The 25,074-nt window shown below is 41.4% G+C and carries 18 protein-coding genes and 1 pseudogene; 10 read left to right on the forward strand and 9 right to left on the reverse strand.

Translation table 11 applies throughout. The features are described from left to right. Positions 1-14 precede the first annotated feature (14 nt). From MKL35_RS14510 to MKL35_RS14525, 4 genes are read left to right on the forward strand one after another with little or no spacing between them, the layout of a single operon-like run. Positions 15-1,616 (forward strand): carboxyl transferase domain-containing protein, encoded by a 1,602-nt coding sequence (locus tag MKL35_RS14510; RefSeq protein ID WP_002048398.1) that lies wholly within the window; start codon positions 15-17, stop codon positions 1,614-1,616. 9 nt (positions 1,617-1,625) lie between these two features. Continuing rightward, positions 1,626-2,429 (forward strand): enoyl-CoA hydratase/isomerase family protein, encoded by an 804-nt coding sequence (locus MKL35_RS14515; protein ID WP_032011834.1) that lies wholly within the window; start codon positions 1,626-1,628, stop codon positions 2,427-2,429. Between the two features lie 11 nt (positions 2,430-2,440). Continuing rightward, positions 2,441-4,432 (forward strand): acetyl/propionyl/methylcrotonyl-CoA carboxylase subunit alpha, encoded by a 1,992-nt coding sequence (locus MKL35_RS14520; protein WP_032011833.1) that lies wholly within the window; start codon positions 2,441-2,443, stop codon positions 4,430-4,432. Next, on the forward strand, positions 4,429-5,331 hold the full coding sequence (locus MKL35_RS14525) for a hydroxymethylglutaryl-CoA lyase (protein WP_032011832.1): 903 nt from the start codon (positions 4,429-4,431) through the stop codon (positions 5,329-5,331). Before MKL35_RS14520 ends, MKL35_RS14525 begins: the two co-directional genes overlap by 4 nt. A 251-nt stretch (positions 5,332-5,582) precedes the next feature. On the opposite strand, the gene MKL35_RS14530 is transcribed toward MKL35_RS14525, so the two are convergent. Then, positions 5,583-6,524 carry a LysR family transcriptional regulator gene (locus MKL35_RS14530; protein WP_032011831.1) on the reverse strand — a complete coding sequence of 314 codons (942 nt, stop codon included), beginning with the start codon at positions 6,522-6,524 and terminating at the stop codon, positions 5,583-5,585. A gap of 204 nt (positions 6,525-6,728) precedes the next feature. Here MKL35_RS14530 and MKL35_RS14535 point away from each other — a divergent pair, with 204 nt between their 5' ends. Further along, entirely contained in the window at positions 6,729-10,211 is a 3,483-nt protein-coding gene (locus MKL35_RS14535) for an indolepyruvate ferredoxin oxidoreductase family protein (protein ID WP_032011830.1), read from the forward strand. Positions 10,212-10,272: 61 nt separating this feature from the next. Here MKL35_RS14535 and MKL35_RS14540 read toward each other — a convergent pair whose 3' ends face one another. Then, on the reverse strand, positions 10,273-11,076 hold the full coding sequence (locus MKL35_RS14540) for a thioesterase family protein (RefSeq protein ID WP_032011829.1): 804 nt from the start codon (positions 11,074-11,076) through the stop codon (positions 10,273-10,275). A 196-nt stretch (positions 11,077-11,272) separates the two neighbouring features. After that, positions 11,273-13,075: an acyl-CoA dehydrogenase C-terminal domain-containing protein gene (locus MKL35_RS14545; protein WP_106479434.1), complete on the reverse strand. Its 1,803-nt coding sequence runs from the start codon at positions 13,073-13,075 to the stop codon at positions 11,273-11,275. A gap of 305 nt (positions 13,076-13,380) precedes the next feature. On the opposite strand from MKL35_RS14545, the gene MKL35_RS14550 reads away from it, so the two are divergent. Next, complete coding sequence (locus MKL35_RS14550) at positions 13,381-13,830, forward strand: PaaI family thioesterase (RefSeq protein WP_001984007.1); 450 nt, start codon at positions 13,381-13,383, stop codon at positions 13,828-13,830. 20 nt (positions 13,831-13,850) lie between these two features. Here MKL35_RS14550 and MKL35_RS14555 read toward each other — a convergent pair whose 3' ends face one another. The 6 genes from MKL35_RS14555 to MKL35_RS14580 are packed head-to-tail and all read right to left on the reverse strand — an operon-like array spanning position 13,851 to position 20,306. Then, entirely contained in the window at positions 13,851-15,068 is a 1,218-nt protein-coding gene (locus tag MKL35_RS14555) for an MFS transporter (RefSeq protein ID WP_106479435.1), read from the reverse strand. 18 nt (positions 15,069-15,086) lie between these two features. Beyond that, entirely contained in the window at positions 15,087-16,403 is a 1,317-nt protein-coding gene (gene dcaP / locus MKL35_RS14560) for an outer membrane trimeric porin-like protein DcaP (RefSeq protein WP_016805015.1), read from the reverse strand. A 37-nt stretch (positions 16,404-16,440) separates the two neighbouring features. Then, on the reverse strand, positions 16,441-17,094 hold the full coding sequence (locus MKL35_RS14565) for a 3-oxoacid CoA-transferase subunit B (protein WP_000116037.1): 654 nt from the start codon (positions 17,092-17,094) through the stop codon (positions 16,441-16,443). Continuing rightward, a complete protein-coding gene (locus tag MKL35_RS14570) occupies positions 17,094-17,762 on the reverse strand; it encodes a 3-oxoacid CoA-transferase subunit A (protein WP_002048307.1) in 669 nt (222 codons plus the stop codon). The genes MKL35_RS14565 and MKL35_RS14570 overlap by 1 nt, the downstream gene beginning before the upstream one ends. A 47-nt stretch (positions 17,763-17,809) precedes the next feature. Beyond that, the gene (locus tag MKL35_RS14575; protein ID WP_209796374.1) at positions 17,810-19,093 is read right to left on the reverse strand and encodes an MFS transporter; all 1,284 of its coding nucleotides are present in this window, start codon (positions 19,091-19,093) and stop codon (positions 17,810-17,812) included. Positions 19,094-19,151: 58 nt separating this feature from the next. After that, complete coding sequence (locus MKL35_RS14580; protein WP_209796376.1) at positions 19,152-20,306, reverse strand: acyl-CoA dehydrogenase family protein; 1,155 nt, start codon at positions 20,304-20,306, stop codon at positions 19,152-19,154. A 311-nt stretch (positions 20,307-20,617) separates the two neighbouring features. Here MKL35_RS14580 and MKL35_RS14585 point away from each other — a divergent pair, with 311 nt between their 5' ends. The 4 genes and pseudogenes from MKL35_RS14585 (at position 20,618) to MKL35_RS14600 (ending at position 25,001) form a co-directional block, all read left to right on the forward strand. Further along, positions 20,618-21,406: an enoyl-CoA hydratase gene (locus MKL35_RS14585; protein WP_106479436.1), complete on the forward strand. Its 789-nt coding sequence runs from the start codon at positions 20,618-20,620 to the stop codon at positions 21,404-21,406. Positions 21,407-21,435: 29 nt separating this feature from the next. Continuing rightward, positions 21,436-22,196 (forward strand): annotated as a pseudogene (locus tag MKL35_RS14590) (SDR family oxidoreductase). Between the two features lie 61 nt (positions 22,197-22,257). Next, complete coding sequence (locus MKL35_RS14595; RefSeq protein ID WP_270913962.1) at positions 22,258-23,781, forward strand: 3-hydroxyacyl-CoA dehydrogenase; 1,524 nt, start codon at positions 22,258-22,260, stop codon at positions 23,779-23,781. 14 nt (positions 23,782-23,795) lie between these two features. Continuing rightward, the gene (locus MKL35_RS14600) at positions 23,796-25,001 is read left to right on the forward strand and encodes a 3-oxoadipyl-CoA thiolase (protein ID WP_000930801.1); all 1,206 of its coding nucleotides are present in this window, start codon (positions 23,796-23,798) and stop codon (positions 24,999-25,001) included. Positions 25,002-25,074: the final 73 nt, after the last annotated feature.

Consider the following 25,074-nt stretch of genomic DNA (forward strand, 5'->3'; position numbering starts at 1 on the left):
TAAGGACGCATCTTATGAACCAATTACAAAGCAAGATTAATGTTCGAAGCGAAGACTTCAAAACAAACCAGCAAGCCATGCAAACATTGGTCACAGATCTCAAACAAGTTGCCCAGCGTATTGCTTTAGGCGGTGGTGAAAATGCCCGACAAAAACATTTGGCTCGAGGTAAACTTTTACCCCGTGAACGTATTGATCAACTGATTGACGTCGGCACGGCATTTTTAGAAATTGGTCAATTGGCAGCGTACAACGTTTATGAAGATGATGTTCCAGCTGCCGGTGTGATTGCTGGTATTGGTCAGGTCAACGGCGTAACTTGCATGATCGTTGCCAACGATGCAACGGTTAAAGGCGGAACGTATTATCCCCTTACGGTTAAAAAGCATTTACGCGCACAAGAAATTGCTGAACAAAATCACTTGCCTTGTATTTATTTGGTAGATTCAGGCGGTGCTTATTTACCAATGCAAGATGAAGTTTTCCCAGACCGCGATCACTTCGGGCGTATTTTCTATAATCAGGCACGTATGTCGAGCTTAGGTATTGCTCAAATTGCCGTGGTGATGGGTAGTTGTACCGCAGGTGGTGCTTATGTGCCTGCCATGTCTGATGAAACCATTATTGTCCGTAATCAAGGTACGATTTTCTTAGGCGGCCCTCCTTTGGTAAAAGCTGCAACGGGCGAAGTGGTAAGCAGTGAAGATTTAGGCGGTGGCGATGTACACACACGTCTTTCAGGTGTAGCTGACCACTTAGCTGAAAATGATGAACATGCCATTGCGATTGCACGAAACATTGTTGCTAACTTAAATAAAAAGCCAAATGAGTTAAACAAGCAAATTGATGAGCCGCTGTTTGATGCTTCGGAACTCTATGGCGTGGTTCCAAGTGATGCGCGTAAACCTTTCGATGTTCGTGAAGTCATTGCACGTATTGTAGACGGCTCTCGTTTTGATGAGTTTAAAGCTCGCTTTGGCTCAACACTTGTAACAGGTTTCGCTTCTCTCTACGGCATGCCAGTCGGGATTATTGCCAATAACGGAATTTTATTTTCCGAGTCTGCTCAAAAAGGCGCGCACTTTATTGAACTGTGCACACAGCGCAATATTCCATTGTTATTTATACAAAACATTACTGGCTTTATGGTTGGTCGCCAGTATGAAAATGAAGGGATTGCCAAACACGGCGCTAAACTGGTGATGGCAGTTGCCACTGCAAATGTACCTAAACTCACCCTGATTATTGGTGGTTCATTTGGTGCAGGTAACTACGGTATGTGTGGCCGCGCTTATTCACCACGCTTTTTATGGACATGGCCGAACTCTCGTATTTCAGTAATGGGCGGCGAACAAGCAGCGAGCGTACTTTCGACTTTAAAACGTGACCAGATTGAGCAAAAAGGTGCCCAGTGGTCAGCGCAAGAAGAAGACGAGTTTAAACAACCCATTCGTGAACAATACGAGCGCCAAGGCCATCCATACTATGCTTCTGCCCGCCTTTGGGACGACGGTGTAATTGATCCAGCTCAAACTCGTCAGGTACTTGGTTTAAGCCTTGCTGCTGCCATGAACGCTCCAATCCAGCCAACCAAATTTGGCGTGTTCCGCATGTAAGAGGTGTATATGAGCTATCAATTTTTACAACTCGAACAACAAGGTCAGGTTGCCTATATTTGGCTGAACCGCCCTGAATTACACAATGCTTTTAATACGACAGTCATTGAAGAGCTGCATGCCTGCTTTAAGCAAATCAATACACGTGATGACATTCGAGTTGTGGTTTTAGCAGGTCGCGGCAAAAGCTTTTCAGCAGGTGCCGACCTCAACTGGATGAAACAGGCAGGTCAGGCATCTTCAGCAGAAAATGAAGCAGATGCATTAAAACTTGCGCAAATGCTTGATGCACTTGCAACACTTAAACAACCGACTATTGCCCGCGTGCATGGCATTGCCTTTGGCGGCGGTATGGGCTTAGCGTCGGCATGTGATATTTGCATTGCCAGCACTGATGCCAAGTTTGCAACCTCTGAAGTTCGTTTAGGTCTTGCTCCATCTACCATTAGTCCTTATGTGATTCGTGCGATTGGTGCAAGACAAGCTTCCCGTTACTTCTTAACTGCCGAACGGATTTCAGCACGTGAAGCCAAACAAATTGGCTTGGCCCACGAAGTAGCAGATGCCGAAGACTTAGATAAAAAAGTTCAAGAAATTATTGATGCTCTATTACTCGGTGGCCCGCACGCTCAAACGGCCTCCAAAAAACTCATTCAAATGGTGAGCAACCAGACCATGAGCAATGACTTGCTCCAACAGACAGCACATCATATTGCTCAAGTTCGTCAAGGCAGTGAGGCAAAAGAAGGTCTGAGTGCCTTTTTAAATAAACAGCAGCCTGCTTGGGTTTCTAACTCGAATAACAACAATTAAGGACGATCATCATGTTTGAAAAGATTTTAATTGCGAACCGTGGCGAAATTGCCTGCCGCGTAATTCGTACAGCTAAAAAATTAGGTATTAGAACGGTTGCCGTTTACTCAGATGCAGACGCAAATGCACAACACGTCAAACTTGCAGATGAAGCGGTTTATATTGGTCAGTCCCCTGCAACACAAAGTTATTTACAGGTTGATCGTATTATTCAAGCTGCCATTGATACAGGTAGCCAAGCGGTTCACCCAGGCTACGGCTTCCTTTCTGAAAATGACCAGTTTGCACTCGCTTGCCAACAACACAATATTTGCTTTATTGGCCCGCCAGTAGATGCCATTTTAGCGATGGGCTTAAAAGCGACTTCTAAAGCTTTAATGGAAAAAGCAGGCGTTCCTTTAACACCGGGCTATCACGGAACCAACCAAGATGCCGACTTTTTAAAACAACAAGCAGACCGAATTGGCTATCCTGTTTTAATTAAAGCCAGTGCTGGCGGCGGTGGTAAAGGCATGAGTCTGGTTGAACGCAGTGAAGATTTTCTGCATGCCTTAGCCTCTTGTAAACGTGAAGCCAAATCGAGCTTTGGTAATGATGATGTCTTGATTGAGCGTTATGTGATTCAACCGCGTCATATTGAAGTGCAAGTGTTTGGTGATACACATGGCAACTATGTGCATTTGTTTGAACGTGATTGTTCGGTACAACGCCGTCACCAAAAAGTGCTAGAAGAAGCCCCTGCTCCACAAATGCCAAGCGAAAAGCTCGATGCAATGCGCCAAGCTGCAATTGATGCTGCACGCGCCGTAAATTATGTTGGTGCAGGTACGGTCGAGTTTATTGTAGAACAAGACGGTACGGCGTATTTCATGGAAATGAATACACGTCTGCAAGTCGAACATCCTGTTACTGAAATGATTACAGGTGAAGACTTGGTCGAATGGCAACTTCGTGTGGCTTATGGCGAACCTTTACCTAAACTACAAAACGAATTGCAGATTCACGGACATGCGCTCGAAGCACGTATCTACGCTGAAGAACCTGAAAAAGGCTTTTTACCTGCAATCGGTAAAATTGACTATCTGCACTACCCAACGCAAAACCAATATGTGCGTGTAGATAGCGGTATTGTTGAAGGCGATGAAATCACGACGTATTACGACCCAATGATTGCTAAACTCATTGTATGGGGTAAAAACCGTGAAGCTGCGCTCATTCAAATGCAACACGCTTTAAGTCAATTCCATGTCGATGGCTTAGGTAACAATATTGCCTTTCTTGAAAAAATTGTTCGTAGTGAATCGTTTAAACAAGCTAAGCTTGATACTAACCTGATTCAACGTGAACAAAACTTCTTGTTTAATCCTGAAGAAATCAAACCGGAACTGGTAGTGGCAGCGGCATTTATTGAGTTTCTAAGCAAACTTAATAACAACAGCTCAAACCAAAAACAGCTTTGGCAAGCTCAACCTCTATGGCGTTTAAATATTGCTTATCAGCACAGCATTAAACTGAATTATTTAAACCAAAATATCCAAATTAAATTTGCCTCAAATGAAGATGGCTTCACTGCAGAATATAACGGTCAAAGCTACCCGATTTCTGGCCAATTGATTGATGCTCATACTGCCTCTGTTCAAATTGGTGGGACTCAGCAAAAGCTGTCTTTTAACCAAAGTCAGCAAGGCATTACCTTGTTCCAAAATGGACAAAGCTATAAGTTTGCTTATATTCGCCAAGACTTTAATCAGGCAGATAGCCAAGCCGATGAAGGTCACTTAAAAGCCCCAATGCCGGGTGTGGTCACGCAAGTGCTAGTAAGTGCAAATCATAGCGTGAAGAAAGATGATATTTTAATGACACTTGAAGCAATGAAAATGGAATACACAATTCGTGCCCCTAAAGACGGCGTGATTGTAGACTCCTATTTCCAAGTCGGTGATCAGGTCAAAGCTGGTGATGAGCTTGTGGAATTTCAGCCTGCACAGGAGGAAGTTGCATGAGTGAATTTGTCAAAATCGTGGAGGTCGGTCCCAGAGACGGCCTTCAAAACGAAAAGCAGGCTTTAACAGTTGAACAACGCTTAAACTTCATTAACGACCTGATTAATGCAGGCCTGAAATCAATTGAAGTGGGTTCATGCGTTTCGGCAAAATGGGTGCCACAAATGGCTCAAAGTGACGAGCTATTTAAGTTATTACCCCAAACAACCGATGTGCAATTTAGCCTGCTCACCCCCAATATCAAAGGTTTTGAAACTGCTCAAGCGGTCGGATGCAAAGAGGTTGCCGTGTTTACCGCAGCTTCGGAAAGCTTTACCCGCAAAAATATCAACTGTTCAATCGAAGAAAGCTTTGAGAAATTTAGCGATGTCATGAGCGCGGCAAAAGCCCATAACATCCGTGTGCGAGGTTATGTCTCTTGTATAGTCGATTGCCCTTATGAAGGTCCAATTGCTCCTGAGCAAGTCGTAAAAGTGGTTAAACGACTCTATGATATGGGCTGCTATGAAGTGTCTTTAGGTGAAACCATTGGTACCGCAACACCAGATCGCGTCCAAAAGGTATGGCAAGCCTGCCTTGCTGAACTCGATAGCAAGGTTTTAGCTGGGCATTTCCACAACACCTATGGTATGGCAATTGCCAATATTTATCAGTCTTTACAACAAGGTATTCGCGTTTTTGACTCGTCTCTTGCAGGACTTGGGGGTTGCCCTTATGCCAAAGGCGCCTCAGGTAATGTATCGACCGAAGATTTGTTTTATTTACTATCCCACATGGGTTTTGAAACTGGCATTAATTTAGAAAAATTGATGCAAGCCAGCCAAAATATTAGCAACGTATTAAACCGAAAAAGCTTGTCAAATTATGCAAATGCGTATTGGCAAACCAAGTGTGCCTAGTCATCAATTAAAGTAGCTCAGCATCTGGTATAAAGCTGAATATTAGGTGAAATACCAGATCATCCTATCTCATCTTTATCTCATTCTGTTCAGGAATTGGGACTCAATCCCCCATGCATTTTTTTTAAAATCTATTATTTATCTTTGTATTAAATGCCTCTTTCAAAAGAAGCATTTTCTACCCTATTTTTATTCTAATCCGTATTATTCTTCATCCTTTTTCAATTGTAATCCTTAAAAAATTTATCTCATTATTTATAAAAATAAGATGCATCCATTTCAATTCTTGGAGAAATATATTCTTCTACCCAATCTAACCATGCACGTGTTTTGGCATCAATAAAATGGCGTGAAGGCAATAAGGTATAAACCCCGATATCAGGTGAACGCCACTCTGGCAAGATATGACATAATCTTCCATTTTGAACTGCATCTAAAGCCGAAAACATCGGCAATAATGCGATGCCCATATCCTGCTGCACCACATCTAATAATAACTCAGGGTTATCTGCAATGAGTTGCCCGCCAATGTCGATTTGGTAAGACTCACCACTTGTATTTAATAAGTGCCAATCTGGTGTAATAGACGGATTTACCAAGCGTAAACAGGCATGATTTTTTAAGTCTTCGGGGGACTCAGGTATCCCATGTTTTTCTAGGTAAGCAGGTGATGCACATAAAACAGAAAAAATAGTGCCAATTCTGCGTGCGACAAACCGTGAGTCTGTTAATGATTCAGTCAGATAAAGGCTAACATCGACCCCTTTTGCCAACAGGTCCGGAACGTATTGTGAAGTCGTATATTCCACGGTTAATTCGGGGTAATGTTTACAAAACTCGGCCATCACTGGAAAAACATAATGATGCCCAAAGCTGCCCATACTTAATACGCGTAAACGACCTTTGGGTTTAGATGCCGTTCCGGTGACTTCTGACTCCGCCTCATCCACCATTGAAATGACTTGACGACAGCGCTCTGCATAAGTCGCACCAATATCAGTGAGGGCCTGCTGGCGTGTTGAGCGTTGTATTAATTTTGTACCTAAGCGTGTTTCTAGCTCGCTGATAAGACGTGAAACCTGTGCTGTGGTCAGATCCATCTGCTCAGCTGCTGCTGTGAAACTCCCGCTATCAATCACTTTCAGGAATGCATGCATTGCATGCAATAGTCCACCATCGAGATTTTTGCGCATAACGTAAATATGTTTTCCTAAATTACGGATTGTTGCACCAGTTTAGTTCAACCACAATGACTAAATGTACATACATTGGCACCAATTCTTTTTAAGAAGAGGAACCGATCTTTTTTTATTTCGTATGTCACTTGCTCCAAATATTCAACTGGATGTTGAAAAAAGAAAGTAGTCCGAGCTACTAAAAATTCTAAGGAGATATAAATGAATATAGCTACAAAAGTCACTCCAAATATTATTGCAACAAAGGATGTGTCACTTGAAGATAAATATGTAAGTGATAACGGTACAGCATATATGACTGGCATTCAGGCACTTGTTCGGTTGCCTCTTGCCCAAACTCGCCGTGACGCGATCAATGGTTATCATACTGCTGGTTTTATTTCTGGTTATCGCGGTTCTCCTGTTGGTAACTATGATAGTTTCCTTTGGCAAGTTCAAGGATTACTTAAATCCCATAATGTTGTATTTCAACCTGGTGTAAATGAAGACTTGGCTGCTACCGCAATTTGGGGTACCCAACAAGTTAACCTTTCAGGTCAAGGCAAATATGATGGAGTGTCTTCATGGTGGTATGGTAAAGGCCCGGGTGTTGACCGTTCAGGCGATGTACTCCGCCATGCTAACTTAGCTGGTACCTCTGAACGTGGTGGTGTCGTTGCTTTATTTGGTGATGACCACTCTTGTAAATCTTCTACAATTCCCCACCAGTCTGAACATGTCATGATTGGTTGCGGTATTCCAATTTTCTACCCAACATCCGTTCAACAAATTTTAGACTTTGGTGTTCATGCCATTGCTGTTTCACGTTTTTCTGGTCTGTGGACTTCAATGAAGCTGGTCAGTGAAATTGTAGAAACTTCAGCTTCTGTTCATGTCGATTTAGATCGTGTCACTCCTGTTATACCAAAAGATGTCAATTTCCCAGAGGGTGGCGTTAATATTCGTTGGCCAGATCATGGCATTCAACAAGAAGAACGTCTTTATAAATATCGCTTACCTGCTGTTTTGGCTTATGCCCGTGCGAATAAAATCAATACCGTAACATGGCCTTGTGAAAATGCCCGTATTGGTATTGCTGCAAGTGGTAAAGGTTATTTAGATACCATTGAAGCCCTACGTATTTTAGGTATTGAGGATGAAACAGCCCAACAGCTTGGGTTACGTGTTTATCAAGTTGGGCTGATTTGGCCTCTAGAACCACAAGGTCTACGTGAATTTGCCGAAGGTTTAGAAGAGCTAATTGTTGTTGAAGAAAAACGTCCAATTCTTGAGACACAAATTAAAGATGAGCTTTATTCACTTCCTGATGACAAACGTCCTCGCGTTATTGGTAAAGCGATTGATGGCAAAGGTGAATGGAGTACCTCTATTGAAGAAGCACCACTCATTGGTCACTATGAGTATCAGCCTGAACCGATTGCAAAAATGCTGGCTGCTCGCTTCTTAAAACTAGATATTCCAGAAAGCTTAAAAGTACAAATTCAAAGCAGAATCGACTTACTGCTAAAAGCAGAGCAAGAATCAAAACGTGTGATTGACCTTGCTGAACGTAAACCGTATTTCTGTAGTGGTTGCCCACATAACTCATCAACAGTCGTCCCTGAAGGTAGCCGTGCACTTGGTGGTATCGGTTGTCACTATATTGCCGTTTCACTTGACCGTGGTACCGAAACGTTCTCTCAAATGGGCGGTGAAGGTGTAAGTTGGGTGGGTGCATCACCATTTACCAATGAAAAACACATTTTTGCTAACCTTGGTGATGGAACTTATTTCCACTCAGGTTATTTAGCAATTCGTCAATCTATTGCTGCAAAAACAAATATCACCTACAAAATCCTCTACAACGATGCAGTCGCTATGACAGGTGGTCAGCATGTAGATGGTCATTTGAGTGTTGCACAATTAACTCGCCAGCTCGCTGCCGAAGGTATTAAAAAACAAGTAATTGTCACTGATGAAGTTAAATTATTAAATGAAGAAGACGGTATTGCAGCGGGTGTAGAAATTCGCCACCGTAATGAGCTTGATGCAGTTCAACGTGAGCTACGTGAAGTTTCAGGTGTAACCGCTTTAATTTATGTACAAACCTGTGCCAGTGAAAAACGCCGTCGCCGTAAACGTGATGCCTACCCTGACCCAGCTGAGCGTTTATACATTAACAGTGATATTTGCGAAGGTTGTGGTGACTGTTCTAAAAAATCAAACTGTTTATCTATTGAACCTGTAGAAACAGCTTTAGGCACTAAACGCCAAATTAACCAAAGTAGCTGTAATAAAGACTTCACTTGTGCTGAAGGGTTTTGCCCTAGTTTTGTGACTGTTCATACACGTGATATGAAACGTCCTGCTAAATTTGAAGGTATTGGTGCAGGCTGGCCAACATCACCCGTTATTCCTCAGTTATATGACGTTCCAAGTCGTATTATGGTCGGTGGTATTGGGGGTACAGGTGTTGTGACTATTGGTGCACTGCTTGGTATGGCAGCTCACCTCGAAGGTAAAGCAACACGTGTTATGGACATGGCCGGCCTTGCCCAAAAAGGTGGTACGGTTTATTCATACGTTCAACTTGCAGCAAGTGATGAGCAAATTTCTTCTACCAAAATTCCAGCGGGTCAATGTGAATTACTCATCGGTGCAGATGCCGTAGTCGCTGGTGGTAGCGCTGCTCTATCTCGTTTAAAAGATGATGCTTTAGTTATTGTGAATGAAGACAGTACCCCTACTTCTGAGTTTATTAAATCTCGTGACTGGTATGCACCTATTACCGATTTAATTGATCGTCTTCGTGGTCGTGTTCGTCAAGGTCAACTGGTTTCTCTGCCAGCAGCTCGCATCGCAACTCAGCTCTTAGGTGATTCAATTTATACCAACCAGTTATTGCTCGGTATGGCATGGCAATCTGGTCGCATTCCGCTATTACGTGAAAGTATTGAAAAAGCAATTCGCCTAAATGGTACGGCTGTTGAAAAGAACATCGAAGCTTTCCGAGTGGGATGTCATCTTGCAAGTGACCCGACTTTAGCTGCTCGTTTACTTGCAGCAATGCCAAAAACTAAAACTCCGCAAACTTTGGCTGAACTTGTTGAAGACCGTTCTGCTCGTCTAACCGACTACTGGAATGAAGCTTATGCAACTAAATACCGCACACTTGTAGAATTGGCAGCTAAAAAGTTACCAGAAGAGTTAACCGGTACGATTGCAACTCAGCTTTACAGAGTTATGGCTTATAAAGATGAATATGAAGTTGCACGTCTACTAACAGGTAAAAGCTTCAAAGAATCGATCGAAACCCAATTTGGTAAAGGCTTACGTTTAACCTATCATCTTGCTCCACCAGCGTTACTTGGTGGTCTGAAAAATGTCCGTAAACGTGCGTTTGGTTACTGGATGCGCTTCCCGATGATGATGCTCGCTCGCTTACAATGGCTTCGTGAAACTTTCCTTGACCCATTTGCGCGTCAAGAAGAACGTCAACACGAACAAGCTTGGCGTGACCGTTACATCGCATTTGTTGAAGCACTTGTTGAAGCACCAGACAATCATAACTTGGCAGTTGCTGAACAAATTGCAAAATTACCGGCAGAAGTCCGTGGTTATGGACATATCAAAATGAAAGCAATGGACGCTGCAAAACAACGTTGGGATGAGCTTACCCCAACACTGCTAAAAGTCCGTAACTAAAAATTAAATCTCAAAATAAAAAAGTCATCCTTAGAGATGACTTTTTTATTGGCTCAAAAATTTATTTAGTCATTTTACGTAAAGTCAAAATCTGCTCGCTTCGTCCAAATGGACCATACACATCATGTAAAACTGCACTGGTTAAACCAATGCCATCCGAACCATATTGCTGAACGGTTTCCAGACCTAACCATTTACCTTTCGGATAACGGTGCATGTGGATTTGTAAATCAAGATTTGGGAAGCCCCAAGTAAATTCTCCTTCTTGTCTTGGGACAATGCCGTTTGCGGTATCTACCATGCCAATTAAATGCGCAAAATCTGTGGTCGGCTGCCCTTCAACCATGTCTTTATCATTGTTTAGCCAAACAATGCCTTTGCCCGCGCGATGCTGATCATCAGTTTTAGTGACTAATGTCTGGATAAAACCACCCGGCCATCTTTTCATGCCTGTCCATTCGGTAAAGGTATCTGGATGATGAATTGGTTGATCTTCAAGTCCCGCAATCTCGGAACTGTCTTGAGTGCACATGCGCCATGCTCTAGCCACAATACAAGTTTTACCTTGTGCTTGTAGTTCTGCTTCAATCAATTCAATCGTTTTACCGGCACGAATGACATGTGTTTTAATCGTAAATTCACCAAATGCAATCAATCCAAAAATATCAAAACTAATTCGACCAATTCGCATATCTTGTCGTGGTGAAAACTGTTCTAACTCTACTGCGATCACGCCACTTGCAGGCGCCATATGCTGTTCATGAGGGTTCCATGCCCCTTGCGCATGAACAGTTGAGCAATAATGAGCAATCACTTCACCTTGAGGACCAATTGTTCTATTCAGTAATTGATAATAAGCATTCATGATTTTCTTTCCTTAGTCCTTGTCCAACATCAATATTTGATGAAAATTCACGTTTTAATGCTTATGTTAACCCTCTATTTATTTGACTCAACTGGTTTTTCCTACCAAAAACTGATGAGTCTAAAATTACAAATTTAATCACTAGGTAAAATTCCACATTTCAATTTCACCCAGTGATTCTAAAAGTTACTAGTCACTAAAATGCAAAAGTATCTTGATCGAGCTCCATCACAGCATCAGCTCCAGAATCAATAGAAGCAGCATGGCTCTGTGTACGATGTAAAAGTTTTTGATAGAAAAACTTAGCTGTCGTTAATTTTGCTTTATAAAAAGCTTCTTCTTGTGTACCCGATTCTAATTTTTCATGGGCAACTTGTGCCATTCGAGCCCACAAATACGCGAACACGACGTAACTAGAAAAATAAAGATAATCCACTGAAGCTGTCCCTATTTCTTCTGGGTTGTGCTTGGCTTTCTCTGCAATAGATTTGGTCAGTGACAGCCATTGCTGCTTAAGCTCAGCTAATTTTTCTAAATAAGGTTTTAAGACTTCATTTGATTGGTGCTGACTAATAAACTGATCAATTAAATCGGTCATGTTCTTTAGAAGTTTGCCTTCCGACTTGAGGACTTTACGTGCCAGTAGATCTAAAGACTGAATCTCGGTTGTACCTTCATACAATGTCGAGATACGTGCATCACGTACAATTTGCTCCATGCCATGCTCAACAATAAAGCCATGTCCACCAAATACTTGAACACCATGCTTTGCAGACTCATTACCCGACTCTGTTAAAAAGGCCTTAGCAATCGGCGTTAAAAAAGCCAGCAATTCATCGGAGTGTTTTTGCTGTTCCTGATCTTTTGAGCTTTCGACAATATCGACATGCTGAGCTAGAAAGTAAGCCAGTGCACGGCCACCTTCAGAAAACGCTTTTTGTGTCATTAACATTGAACGTACAGCGGGATGCACGATAATTGGGTCGGCATTTTTCTCAGGATATTTAGGACCAGATAACGAACGCATAGCGAGACGCTCTTTAGCATAACTTAATGCGCCTTGAAATGAAATTTCAGAAGCAGCAAGCCCTTGTACGGCTGTTCCAATACGTGCGGTATTCATAAAGGTAAACATACAATTGAGCCCACGATTTTCAGGACCAATTAAATAACCTTTGGCACCATCAAAATTCAGTACACAGGTCGCATTTCCATGAATCCCCATTTTATGTTCAATCGCACTACAAACGACTTTATTACGGTCCAGCACCTGACCATCATCACTCACATTAAATTTAGGCACAATAAATAAAGAAATACCTTTAGTCCCTGTAGGTGCCTGAGGCAAACGGGCTAAAACAATATGAATAATATTTTCAGAAAGATCATGTTCTCCTGCTGAAATAAAAATCTTTTCGCCTGTAATTGAGTAACTACCATCTGGATTTGGTTCTGCTTTTGTTCTAATTAATCCAAGGTCCGAACCCGCATGTGACTCGGTTAAACACATGGTTCCGGTCCAAACACCGCTAATGAGTTTAGTCAAAAACTTCTGTTTTTGTTGCTCGGTCCCATGGTGCTCAATTGTTCTCATTGCACCATGAGACAACCCCGGATACATTGCCCACGCCCAATTGGAACCACATAACATTTCAGAAATCGCAATCCGCAGCAATGTCGGCAAGCCCTGCCCACCATATTCCGGATCGGCGGTTAATGAAGTAAACCCAAGCTCGGCATATTTTTGGTAGGCTTCTTTAAAACCTTTAGGGGTTGTCACCACACCTTGATTTAAATGACAGCCTTCTTGATCGCCATTTTGATTTATGGGCGCCAATTCATTTTCACAAAAATCTGCTGCTGCCTCTAAGTATTGATCAATTAATTCTCGATTTACGCTTTCCTGATATTTGCTTAAACCTTGATAGTTCTGTTCTGTTTGAAGCATTTCATGCAGTACAAATTGCATATCGCGTAATGGAGCTTTGTATAAAGGCATAGTTTTTTTCCTTTCACCTCTCTGCCTGTGTTATGGGCAGATATCGTTTTTCCTTAAAATGGACTTTTATTGTTTCAATCTCATCAAAATATCAAAAAATTTCTTATAGCAAAATATATTTTCACTAATTTAATAAAATTATCGTAACTTAGCCATAGGAATAAAATATAGATATATGTTTTAAATACAAATATAAGATAAAAAGTAATTAGTCTCGTTTTAAGTAGAATAAATTTATATTTTGTATTGCAAAATTTTATTCCGTAAAAATTCAATTTATAGTATGGTGATTAGACTGCTTAATCATGCAAGGACGATTTATGGAAAGCCCGAAATACACAGGTCTTGAGTTTTTAACCGCTTTAAAAAATGGTGAAGTTTCACCATCACCTATGGCTCACACCATACCAATGGAGCTCGTTGAAGTTTCCGAAGGTAAAGCAACTTATAAAGTTACCCCTCGAAAAGAACATAGAAATATACAAGGCGGTGTACACGGCGGCTTTTGCGCCACAGCTTTAGATACAGCAACAGGCAGCGCAGCTCATACCCTACTTGAACATGGTGTTGGTTATGGAACTATTGATTTAAATGTAAAAATGATTCGTCCTATGCAAGTTGATACGTCTTACTATGCGACAGCCGAGTTGATTAATGCGGGCCGTAATATTATTAGTACTCAAGGTAAAATCGTAGATGAAAACGGCAAGGTGTATGCTTTTGCTTCGGCAACCTTAATGATTATTCGCAAATAATAAAATTTTAAAGCTCCTGTTTATGGAGCTTTTTCTTGCTTGGTAATCTTACCCATTTCATAAAAATCTAAGCGATCAATCACGAAACTTGTTATTGCCATTGCTAAACCTAAAGCAGCACATGCTTCCCATCCCCAGTGTTTCCAAGCATACACCGCAATAAAAGAACCTAAGGCGGCTCCACCAAAATATAAAGTCATATAAATTGAATTAATACGGGAACGTGCCTCGGCCGAAATGCGGTAGACCAGATTTTGGTTGAGTACATGAAATGCTGACAAACCAAAATACGCCATAATCACGCCAACAGCGTAGGCAACCAAAGACTGCTGTGCAAAAAATAGTGGTATCCATGCACTCATTAATAGTGCCATACAAACCAATGCAATCCTATTTTCAAGGCCTGCTGCAATTTTCTTGCCTGCCCATGGGGTCGCAAACACGCCAGCCAATCCAACAATTCCAAATAAACCGATCTGGAAATCGTTAAAATGATAAGGCTCATTCGCTAAAATAAAAGTCATGGTGGTAAAAATGAGAGCCAAAATACCAAAGCCAATTCCGCCAGCAGAACCACGGCGCAGCAAATGAGGCTGATGAACAGCTAATGAAAATAACGAACCATAAATCTGTAGAATATTGAGTTGATGGGATTTTCGCGCCACTGGTAACTTTACCCACATTACCCAAGCAAACATCAAAATGACAATTCCGCTAATTAAATAAACCGCATGCCAAGACCAAACTGTAGAAAGTAAGCCTGCAATAGAGCGCGCCAATAATATTCCTAAGAACAAACCACTCATGAGGGTGCCTACAACTTGAGGGCTTTTTTTCGGGCTGGCTAAACCTGCGGCAAAAGGGACTAAAACTTGAGTCGCAATCGAAAAAAATGTAGCTAAAAAGGTAAAGCCATATAAAGCTGGTAAGGTTTGACTTAAAGATAACCCTACTTGTGCAAAACCCGTACAACACATGAGCAGGCAAATATAACTACGCTTTTCAAAAAAGTCTCCTAAGGGAACTAATATAAAAAGGCCAACTGCATATGACAGTTGGCTAATCACAATAGTTAAAGCGACCTGATCGGCATTGACTTTTAATGCTTCTGCAATGGAATAGATTAAGGGCTGATTATAATAGTTTGAACCCGCACAAATTCCACATGTCATTGCCATGATAAAAATAAAGCTTTTTGACAGTATATTTTCTGCATTGGGCTCAACTATTGTTTTCATCTTTAACTACGCCCTATTTTAGAATTTATACATTGATACAAAGTTTATGCGTGACACATCAGCGGTTCGGCCATCGAACACTTCACGTTTGCCTTGGTGATATTCCATCCCAATATCCATTTGCTCAATTGGAGAATAAAAGACGTTAGCAGCATAGTCCGTTAAGCGTTTATTAGCATCTGGGTTAAGTTTGGCATAAGCCGTGTCGTCGTCATAATCAAACATTGAAGCCGATAAGTTCGCACGCCATTGCTCATTAAATTTATATGAATAGCCAATATTGATACTATTCAACTTATTCATCACCAAATCTGTTTTGTCTTCGTTTAAAGAAAAATCTCCCGCAGCATTTAAACTTGTTGAATTTGCCAGTCCACTCTGAGTGGTGTACGGCATAAATTTTTGATCACCGACAATATATTGATAATTTGCTTGTAGCGATTGTTGTGGCGTGAGTTGATATTTTAAGCCGCCTCCAGCACCCCAGCTTACTTTCTTCACCGTAGCAGTTGCGACATCTACGGATTTTTCATTGATAAAACCTTGCGCAAGAGCAGTTAAAGGCCCTTGTTTAAAAGTATAGCGCCCCGTTAAAGATGGCAATGCCGAGACTCTCGAACCTGTATATTCCAAAGCTACTTTTAAATCATTATTGGCATCAATTTTCCAGTCATAGCGAATTTGAGGAGTACGCGTATAGGAAGTTCCCACAAATTGGGTGTAATCAACAGCTTCTGTACGGGTTTCCATGTTAGACATGAGTGACCATGTTTGACCAAAGGTCCAGTCTTTATAAGTGAAAAAAGCATGACGGATACGGAATTTACCATCCCCCGTTCCCATGTTAGAGCTATCAAAGAAATCGGCTTCAATATTTCCCGTCACAGCTTTATTTGGGCTATTAAAATAAACACCGAGTCGGCTTGCATTAATCATGGCATCAGAGCGTGCATGATTCGAACGTTTTTCATTTTCAAAAGGTGTTCGGTACAGACTGCTGGTCGTTCTACCGCCCGAGTCAGGTGATGATTTAAAATCGACCGCTGCATCAATACGGGCAATACCGTAAACCTTAACGTTATCCGTCCAAGTAACCCATGAAGGAGCAACAGGCTTTTCTGTTACCGTTGCTTTAGTTTTTTCAATGTTCTCTTCGATCTTAACCTGTTTGACCTGTAAATTATTTTGAGTTTGTTTCTGAGCAGCAAGTTCTGCTTTTAATTTTTGCAGCTCGGTTTCTAGCAAATTAATTCTTTGTTCTGTGGTATCTGAAGAATTTGCAAAAATAGTCCCTGAAGCCGCAGCGCAAGCTGCAGCTAAAATTAATTTTTTCATCTTTTAATCCTTAAAGAAGCGTTTTTTCCGTGTGTATTTAGGCTACACGTGCATCGATTAGTTCACAGTCAGTGACTGCCTGTAATTCATCAAAAGTTAAGCCGTCTACCATTTCCTTGACGTAAGCTTTTTGGTCTTTGAGTTCAATAATGCATAAATCGGTATAAATACGGTTGACACATTGTTCACCCGTTATTGGATAGCTCAGTTCTTTTACAATTTTGGGCTCACCTTTTTTAGTGACATGCTCCATATAGACATAAATCGTTTTTGCACCGACTGCCAAATCCATAGCACCGCCAACTGCAGGTACATCATCTGCTTTACCGGTATGCCAGTTTGCCAAGTCTCCATTGACCGCAACTTGGAATGCACCAATCACGCAAATGTCCAAATGACCGCCACGCATAATGTCAAATGAGTCACCATGATGCATAAAGCATCCACCATCTAACAAAGTGACAAGTTCTTTTCCGGCATTCACTAAATCTTCATCTTCCTCACCCGGTTGTGGTGGAGGTCCAAAAGCCAAAACACCATTTTCCGAATGTAAAAAGATTTCTTTGTCTTTTGGCAAGAATTTAGCAACGTTGGTCGGTAAGCCAATACCTAAATTGACATAAGAACCTTCAGGAATGTCATTGGCAATGAGTTTGGCAATATCTTCACGAGAACGCTTTTGAACTGACATTAGATATCTCCTACTTTTACAACGTGCTGAACAAAAATTCCCGGTGTAATAATGCACTCTGGGTCAAGCGTTCCTAGCTCTACGGTGTCATTCACTTGAACAATCGTGGTCTTGGCGGCTTTTGCCATAATTGGTCCAAAATTGCGAGCCGCTTTGCGGTAAGTTAAATTGCCCCAGCGGTCGGCTTTATCGGCATAAATCAGTGCAAAATCAGCTTCAAGTGGATATTCAAGCACATAGTTTTTACCGTTGATGGTTCGGGTTTCTTTGCCTTCGGCAATTTTAGTGCCATAACCAGTCGGAGTAAAAATAGCACCGAGACCAGCTCCCGCTGCCTGAATACGACATGCCAAATTACCTTGCGGTACCAGTTCTAACTCAATTTTTCCCGCTCTATATAAGTCTTGAAAAACGGTTGATCCTGCAGATTTCGGAAATGAGCTAATCATTTTTTTGACACAACCGGCAATAATCAGCTTGGTTAGACCACGGTCACCCGAAGCTGCATTATTGTTTACAATGGTGAGTTCTTTTTTTCCTAAATCGATTAAGGCTTCAATTAATTCAGCAGGTTGCCCCGTCACACCAAACCCGCCTGTCATGATGGTTGCACCATCAGGAATAGCTTTTAAAATCGGTTCAATGTCACTGGTGATTTTATTTATCATCTCACTTGTCCCTTTTCATCCTTAATTTAAGGTGACAGATAAATCTGTCACTCTGCCTTTTGCGGGTTAAATAGTCGGTCTTTAATAAATAACAATGGAATTACCCCGCAGATAAAATAAGCCGCAGCCATTACCAAAAGCCCTAAGCCAATAGAACCGTTTTGCGATAGATAACCAATTGTTAATGGAGAAAAAATTGAAAGTACTTTGCCAATGTTATAAGCACCGCCCACTGCCGAGCCTCGAATAGAAGTCGGGAAGCTTTCTGTCATATAGGTGGCATTAATTGCATATGGAATACCGTAAAGGAAACCGAAAAACAGCATCATCCATAAAATGTTGGTTGGTGTATTTAAGTAAACAATGACTGGAATAAATAAGGCTGTACCAATGGTTCCAAAAGCGAATACAGCGCGGCGTCCTAATTTATCGGCAACAATTCCTGCAATTACTTTGGCGAACATCATAATCAGGAAAGTACCCACCATATACATGGCCATTTCTTTAAACTTGATGCCTAGATCAGACTCTAAATAAGCCGGTAACCAGTTACTTACGCCGTAATAACCAAACTGTAGTGCACCAGTACTAATAATCCAAAGTACAAACATGGTGCCATGTTTTTTATCTCTTAAAATCTCAAGATATGGATTTTGACGTTTTTTAGGTTGGCTACTTTGAGCTATTTCTAACGCTTTTAATTGACGCGCTTTTTTCCATGACTCAGGTTCAGGTACACATATGTGCATCAAAATTGATAACACCACAGGCGCAACTGCAATCCAGTAAAGGAAACGCCAGCCGTGTTCAGGAATAATGTGTCCTGCTAGTAATGTCGCGAGTAAAGAACCTAAGGTATAACCTGTCATCAGCGTTGCTAAAACGGTAGAACGATGTTTGGTCGGAACCATTTCTGACATTAAAATATTACAGGCAATATAAAGTGCACCTAAACCCATCGCTCCAAAAGTTCTTAAAACTGCAAATTGCATATAAGAGTGTGTAAAGCCTAGCGCACAGGTTAAAACTGAAGAATAAGCAATAAAGAAAACAATAATACGAACCCGACCAAAACGGTCACATGCCCAACCACCAATGAGACCGCCCACGGCCGAGCCAAATAGAGTCAGGCTTCCTAATGTTCCAGCTTGCACACCAGTTAAATGAAATTCTGTTTTAAGACTAGTAAGGCTTAATGCCAAAAAACCTAAATCTGCCCCATCACATAAAAGTGTAAAAAAAGCGAATATAAATGCAGTAATCCAAATCTTTTTGGGTGTTTGAATAGCTTCAGTGCTACTCATATTTTCTGTCACAGTATTTGTTGTCATGTCCATATCCTCAGAAGGAACATGAGGCATCCCATGCCTCATGGCATTTGATTTTTTATTAGGCTGTAGCTTCCCTAATCATGTTTTTGGCAATAATAAGTTGTTGAACTTGCGTCGTTCCTTCATATAAACGGAACAAACGTACATCACGATAAAAACGTTCAATGGCATATTCACTGATATAGCCTGCACCACCATGAATCTGTACACAGCGGTCAGCAACGCGGCCACACATTTCGGTCGCAAACATTTTTGCGCAAGAGGCTTCCGTACTAATGTTTTCTCCATTATCACGGCGGCGGGCTGCATCTAGGACCATACATTTAGCCGCATAAATCTCGGCTTTTGAGTCTGCAAGCATGGCTTGAATAAGCTGGAAGTTCGCAATAGGTTGACCAAACTGCTTACGCTCAATCGCATAGTGCAATGCGTCGTTTAACATGCGTTCGGCGACACCCACGCTATAGGCACCAATGTGCAACCGTCCTTTATCCAGCACTTTCATGGCCGTTTTAAAACCAACACCCTCTACGCCACCAATCAATGCAGAAGCAGGTACACGGCAATTTTCAAAAATTACATCACAGGTGTGTGAACCCTTTTGACCCATTTTTTGGTCAATTTTGCCCAAGGTAATACCTGGCGTATTCGCTTCGACTAAAAAAGCTGAAATACCTCCCGACCCTTTAATTTCAGGATTCGTTCGCGCCATTACAGTAAAAGTCGCAGCATGGGGTGCATTGGTAATAAAACGCTTGGTACCGTTTAATACATAAAAGTCACCATCTTTTACTGCGCTGGTTTTTAAAGAGGCAGCATCAGAACCAGACTCAGGCTCGGTTAAACAAAATGAACCAATAATTTCGCCACTTGCATATCGCGGTAAATATTTTTGCTTTTGCTCTTCTGTGCCATCAATCAAAATTGCACTTGAGCCAATGCCGTTATTGGTACCAATTAAAGAACGGAAAGCCGGTGAAGTTTGCCCAAGTTCAAATGCAACTCTGACTTCTTCTTCCATGGTGATGCCTAGGCCACCATATTCTTCGGGAATTGTGATTCCGAACAAACCTAGCTCACGCATTTGCTGCACAATGTCATCTGGAATTTTGTCTTTCTCTACCACTTCGTTTTCACGAGGGATCAATTCATTTTTTACAAAATCTCGAATTGTTGAAAGTAACTGCTCCAACATCCCTTCATCACGGATCATCTTTGATCTCCCTTTTTATATATTTCCATCGTATCCATCAGCCATCTCCAGCTGGTCTGGATACCATGTTTTAAATCTTGTTTACTGCGGATGTGTTTCATAGTACGAGAACAAAAATACAAATTTCAAGCTTTTTTGAAAATTAATTTCGTTTAACGAAATTTAAATTTAGACCATTACGTAATATCAATAACTTATCTATTTTAAAAGATGATACCTACGCTATTAAAAGAAATAAGACTTGAAATAAATTCCAAAATAAGCATCATAAAAGGAATATAGTTTTGATATGCGAAACAAGGAATTCAAAAATGAGTGTGTCAACAGGGAATAATTTCGTAGAAGTCGACTTTTCTATTCAAAAAATAGCAGTTGTTAAAATTAACCGCCAAGAAGCAAAAAATGCTTTAAACAGTGAAGTTCGCAAACAACTAGCACAAGCTTTTACCGAGTTAAGTTTTAACGATGAGATCAATGCGGTTGTGCTCACAGGTGGTGAAGAAGTCTTTGCCGCAGGTGCAGATTTAAAAGAAATGGCAACCGCAACTTCCACAGAAATGTTATTGCGTCATACCGAACGTTATTGGAATGCAATTGCCCAATGCCCTAAACCCGTGATTGCTGCTGTAAATGGTTATGCATTAGGTGGTGGCTGCGAACTTGCAATGCATGCTGACATTATTATTGCAGGTAAAGGCGCAACCTTTGGCCAGCCGGAAATTAAAGTCGGTCTAATGCCAGGTGCTGGTGGTACACAACGATTATTCCGTGCAGTGGGTAAATTCCATGCCATGCGCATGATTATGACAGGCGCCATGGTCAACGCCGAAGAAGCTTATTTGATTGGTCTTGTTTCACAAGTCACAGAAGATGACCAAACTATTCCAACTGCGATTCAAATGGCACAAAGCCTCGCCAAAATGCCTCCTATTGCCCTGCAACAAATTAAAGAAGTTGCACTAATGAGCGAAGATGTTCCATTAAATGCAGGCTTAACTCTAGAACGAAAAGCATTCCAGTTGTTATTTTCTACCGAAGATAAAAATGAAGGCGTTCAAGCTTTTATCGAAAAGCGTAAGCCGTCGTATCAAGGTAAATAATTTAAAACCATAATCACAAAGGAATGAAAATGGCCAGAAAAGTATTAATTAGTGCAGGTGGTTCAGGGATAGGACGATGCATTGCCGAGGCATTTTTAAACAATCAGGATGAAGTTTTTGTTTGTGATATCAATGCTAAAAGCTTAGAACAATTTCAACAAGATTATCCAAAGCTACACATATATACCTGTGATTTAGCCGACCATGAACAAATTAAACTGATGTTTAGTCAAGCCATTCATAAACTTGGCGGTATTGATATTTTAGTCAATAACACAGGCATCTCAGGCCCGACCGTTGCAGCAGATGAGCTAAGTTTTGAAGATTGGAACACGGTGATTAATTTAAACCTGAATAGCACTTTTTTAATTACCCAGTTAGCCATTCCCTATTTAAAAAAAGCACAGGCAGGCGTGATTATAAATATGTCATCTATTGCCGGACGTTTAGGCTATCCATACCGATTAGCTTACTCCACCTCAAAATGGGGACTGATCGGTTTTACCAAAACGCTTTCTATGGAACTCGGTGCAGACAATATTCGAGTTAACGCTATTCTTCCGGGGCAGTCGATGGTGATCGGGTTCAGCGCGTATTACAAGCCCGTGCCGATGTAGCGCATACCTCACTTGAAGAAGTGACTCAAAATGCACTGAAAAATCAGTCGCTCAAATATTTTGTCAATCCAAAGCATATTGCAGATTTATGCCTATTTTTAGCGTCAGATAGTGGTCGCTCAATTTCAGGGCAAATCTTACCCATTGATGGTGATAAACAATGCTTAAGCTAAATCACCCAACCTTATTTTTCCATTTAATTTCAAATATAGATTAATCATCAGGATGATCGACATGACTTATGATATTAAAAGCATGGCTGTGATTGGTGTAGGTGTCATGGGCAGTGGTATTGCTCAAATTGCTGCGCAGTCAGGTCATACCACTTATTTATATGATGCCAAAGCAGGTGCTGCAGAACAGGCCAAAGAAAAACTAGCTGCTACTTTTCAAAAGTTAGTCGACGAAAATAAGATTACGTCTGAACAAGCAGCAGCGGCAAATAACCATTTAATTGTTGCTCATCAAATTGAAGATTTAAAAAATTGTGACCTCATTGTAGAAGCAATTGTTGAACGTCTCGATATTAAACAAAGCTTGATGCAACAGCTTGAAGACATTGTTTCGGATACTACTATTTTAGCCTCAAACACTTCTTCTCTCTCTATTACAGCCATTGCGGCAAATTGCAAGAAGCCTGAGCGTGTTGTGGGTTATCACTTTTTTAACCCAGTTCCACTCATGAAAGTGGTTGAAGTAATTCATGGTTTAAAAACAGATCCACTTATTATTGATGCTTTAAACGATCTGTCTCGTGCATTTGGTCATCGCCCTGTTGTAGCAAAGGACACCCCTGGATTTATTATTAACCATGCGGGCCGTGCTTATGGAACTGAAGCGCTCAAAATTTTAAACGAGAATGTCTGTGATATTAGTGAAATTGACCGAATTTTACGTGACGGCGTTGGTTTTAGAATGGGGCCATTTGAATTAATGGATTTAACTGGTCTTGATGTTTCGCATCCTGTGATGGAGTCGATTTATCACCAATACTATGAAGAAGCCCGCTACAAACCAAGCCCGCTGACCAAGCAAATGCTTGATGCCAAGCAACTTGGACGTAAGGTTAATCAAGGTTTTTATAACTATGAAACCGGTTCAAAAACAGGTGAACAACCAGCCAAATTGGTAGAGCGTTTAGCACAATATCCAAAAGTTTGGATCGCTGCCGATTTCTTGGACGATAAAAAACAACTCGAAGATTATTTAACTCAGCAAAATATTGCCCTAGACACCAATTCTGAGCCACAAACAGATAGCTTATGTTTACTCGCTTGTTATGGTGAAGATACAACCCAAGCAGCCACTCGCCTAGGGGTTAATCCAAAGCACGCTGTTGCTATAGACATGCTTTATGGCATTGCAAAGCACCGCACCTTAATGCCTTCACTTGTTACCAAACCTGAATATCGTCAAGCAGCTCACTCTATTTTCAATCTAGATGGAAATATGGTCAGTATGATTAATGAAAGTATTGGCTTTGTGGCACAACGCGTTTTAGCCATGGTTATTAATTTAGGCTGCGATATTGCCCAGCAAAATATTGCCACAGTAGATGATATTAATGCTGCAGTACGTCTTGGCTTAGGCTATCCATTTGGACCAATTGAATGGGGCGATCAAGTCGGTAGCGAAAAAGTCTTACTTATTCTGAACCGTATAACAGCACTTACCCATGACCCGCGTTACCGCCCTAGCCCGTGGTTACAGCGTCGTGTCGCACTTCATTTACCTCTTACTTTTACTCACGAGTCTTGAAAAGGAATTTCTCAATGTTAAATGCATATATCTATGATGGTTTACGTAGTCCATTTGGCCGTCATGCGGGTGAACTTGCCTCAATTCGCCCTGATGATTTAGCAGCAACCGTTATTCAAAAATTACTTGAAAAAACTGGTGTACCAGGCGCGGATATTGAAGATGTGATTTTAGGCGATACCAACCAAGCGGGTGAAGATAGTCGTAATGTGGCACGAAATGCATTATTACTTGCGGGTTTGCCTGTTACTGTACCGGGCCAGACGGTAAACCGCCTATGTGCTAGTGGTTTAGGTGCCGTGATTGACTCAGCGCGTGCTATTACTTGTGGTGAAGGCGAGCTCTATATTGCTGGTGGTGTAGAAAGTATGTCACGTGCACCCTTCGTGATGGGTAAAGCAGAAAGTGCTTATAGCCGTGATGCAAAAATTTATGACACCACCATTGGCTCTCGCTTTCCAAATAAAAAAATTATTGCGCAGTACGGCGGTCATTCAATGCCTGAAACGGGCGATAACGTTGCAGCCGAGTTTGGGATTAGCCGTGAACAAGCTGACTTATTTGCAGCCCAATCACAAGCCAAATATCAAAAAGCCAAAGAAGAAGGTTTCTTTGCCGATGAAATTACGCCAATTGAGGTTTTCCAAGGCAAAAAATTGCCACCTAAGCTCGTTTCAGAAGATGAACACCCTCGCCCAAGCTCAACTGTTGAAGCACTTACAAAGTTAAAACCACTCTTTGAAGGTGGCGTAGTTACTGCGGGTAATGCCTCAGGTATTAATGATGGTGCAGCAGCACTTTTGATTGGTTCAGAAGCGGCAGGACAAAAATATGGCCTAAAACCAATGGCAAAAATCTTGTCCGCTGCGGCAGCGGGTATTGAGCCACGCATTATGGGTGCAGGCCCGATCGAAGCCATTAAAAAAGCAGTTGCGCGTGCAGGCCTTACTTTAGATGACATGGACATTATTGAAATTAATGAAGCCTTTGCTTCACAGGTTTTATCTTGTTTAAAAGGTTTAAATGTTGATTTTAATGACCCCCGTGTGAACCCGAACGGTGGTGCGATTGCTGTTGGTCATCCACTTGGTGCTTCAGGCGCTCGTCTTGCGTTAACAGTAGCGCGTGAGTTAATTCGCCGTAAGAAGAAATATGCCGTGGTGAGCCTATGTATTGGTGTAGGTCAAGGTCTTGCGATGGTGATTGAAAACGTTTCATAACCATTGAACCCGATATCCATTCATCACAACAGCGCAGTGATGAATGGATTTATTTTGCAGAGCGAAATATAAT

This window comes from Acinetobacter sp. AOR41_HL (assembly GCF_027854645.1).
GTDB classification, from domain to species: domain Bacteria; phylum Pseudomonadota; class Gammaproteobacteria; order Pseudomonadales; family Moraxellaceae; genus Acinetobacter; species Acinetobacter nosocomialis.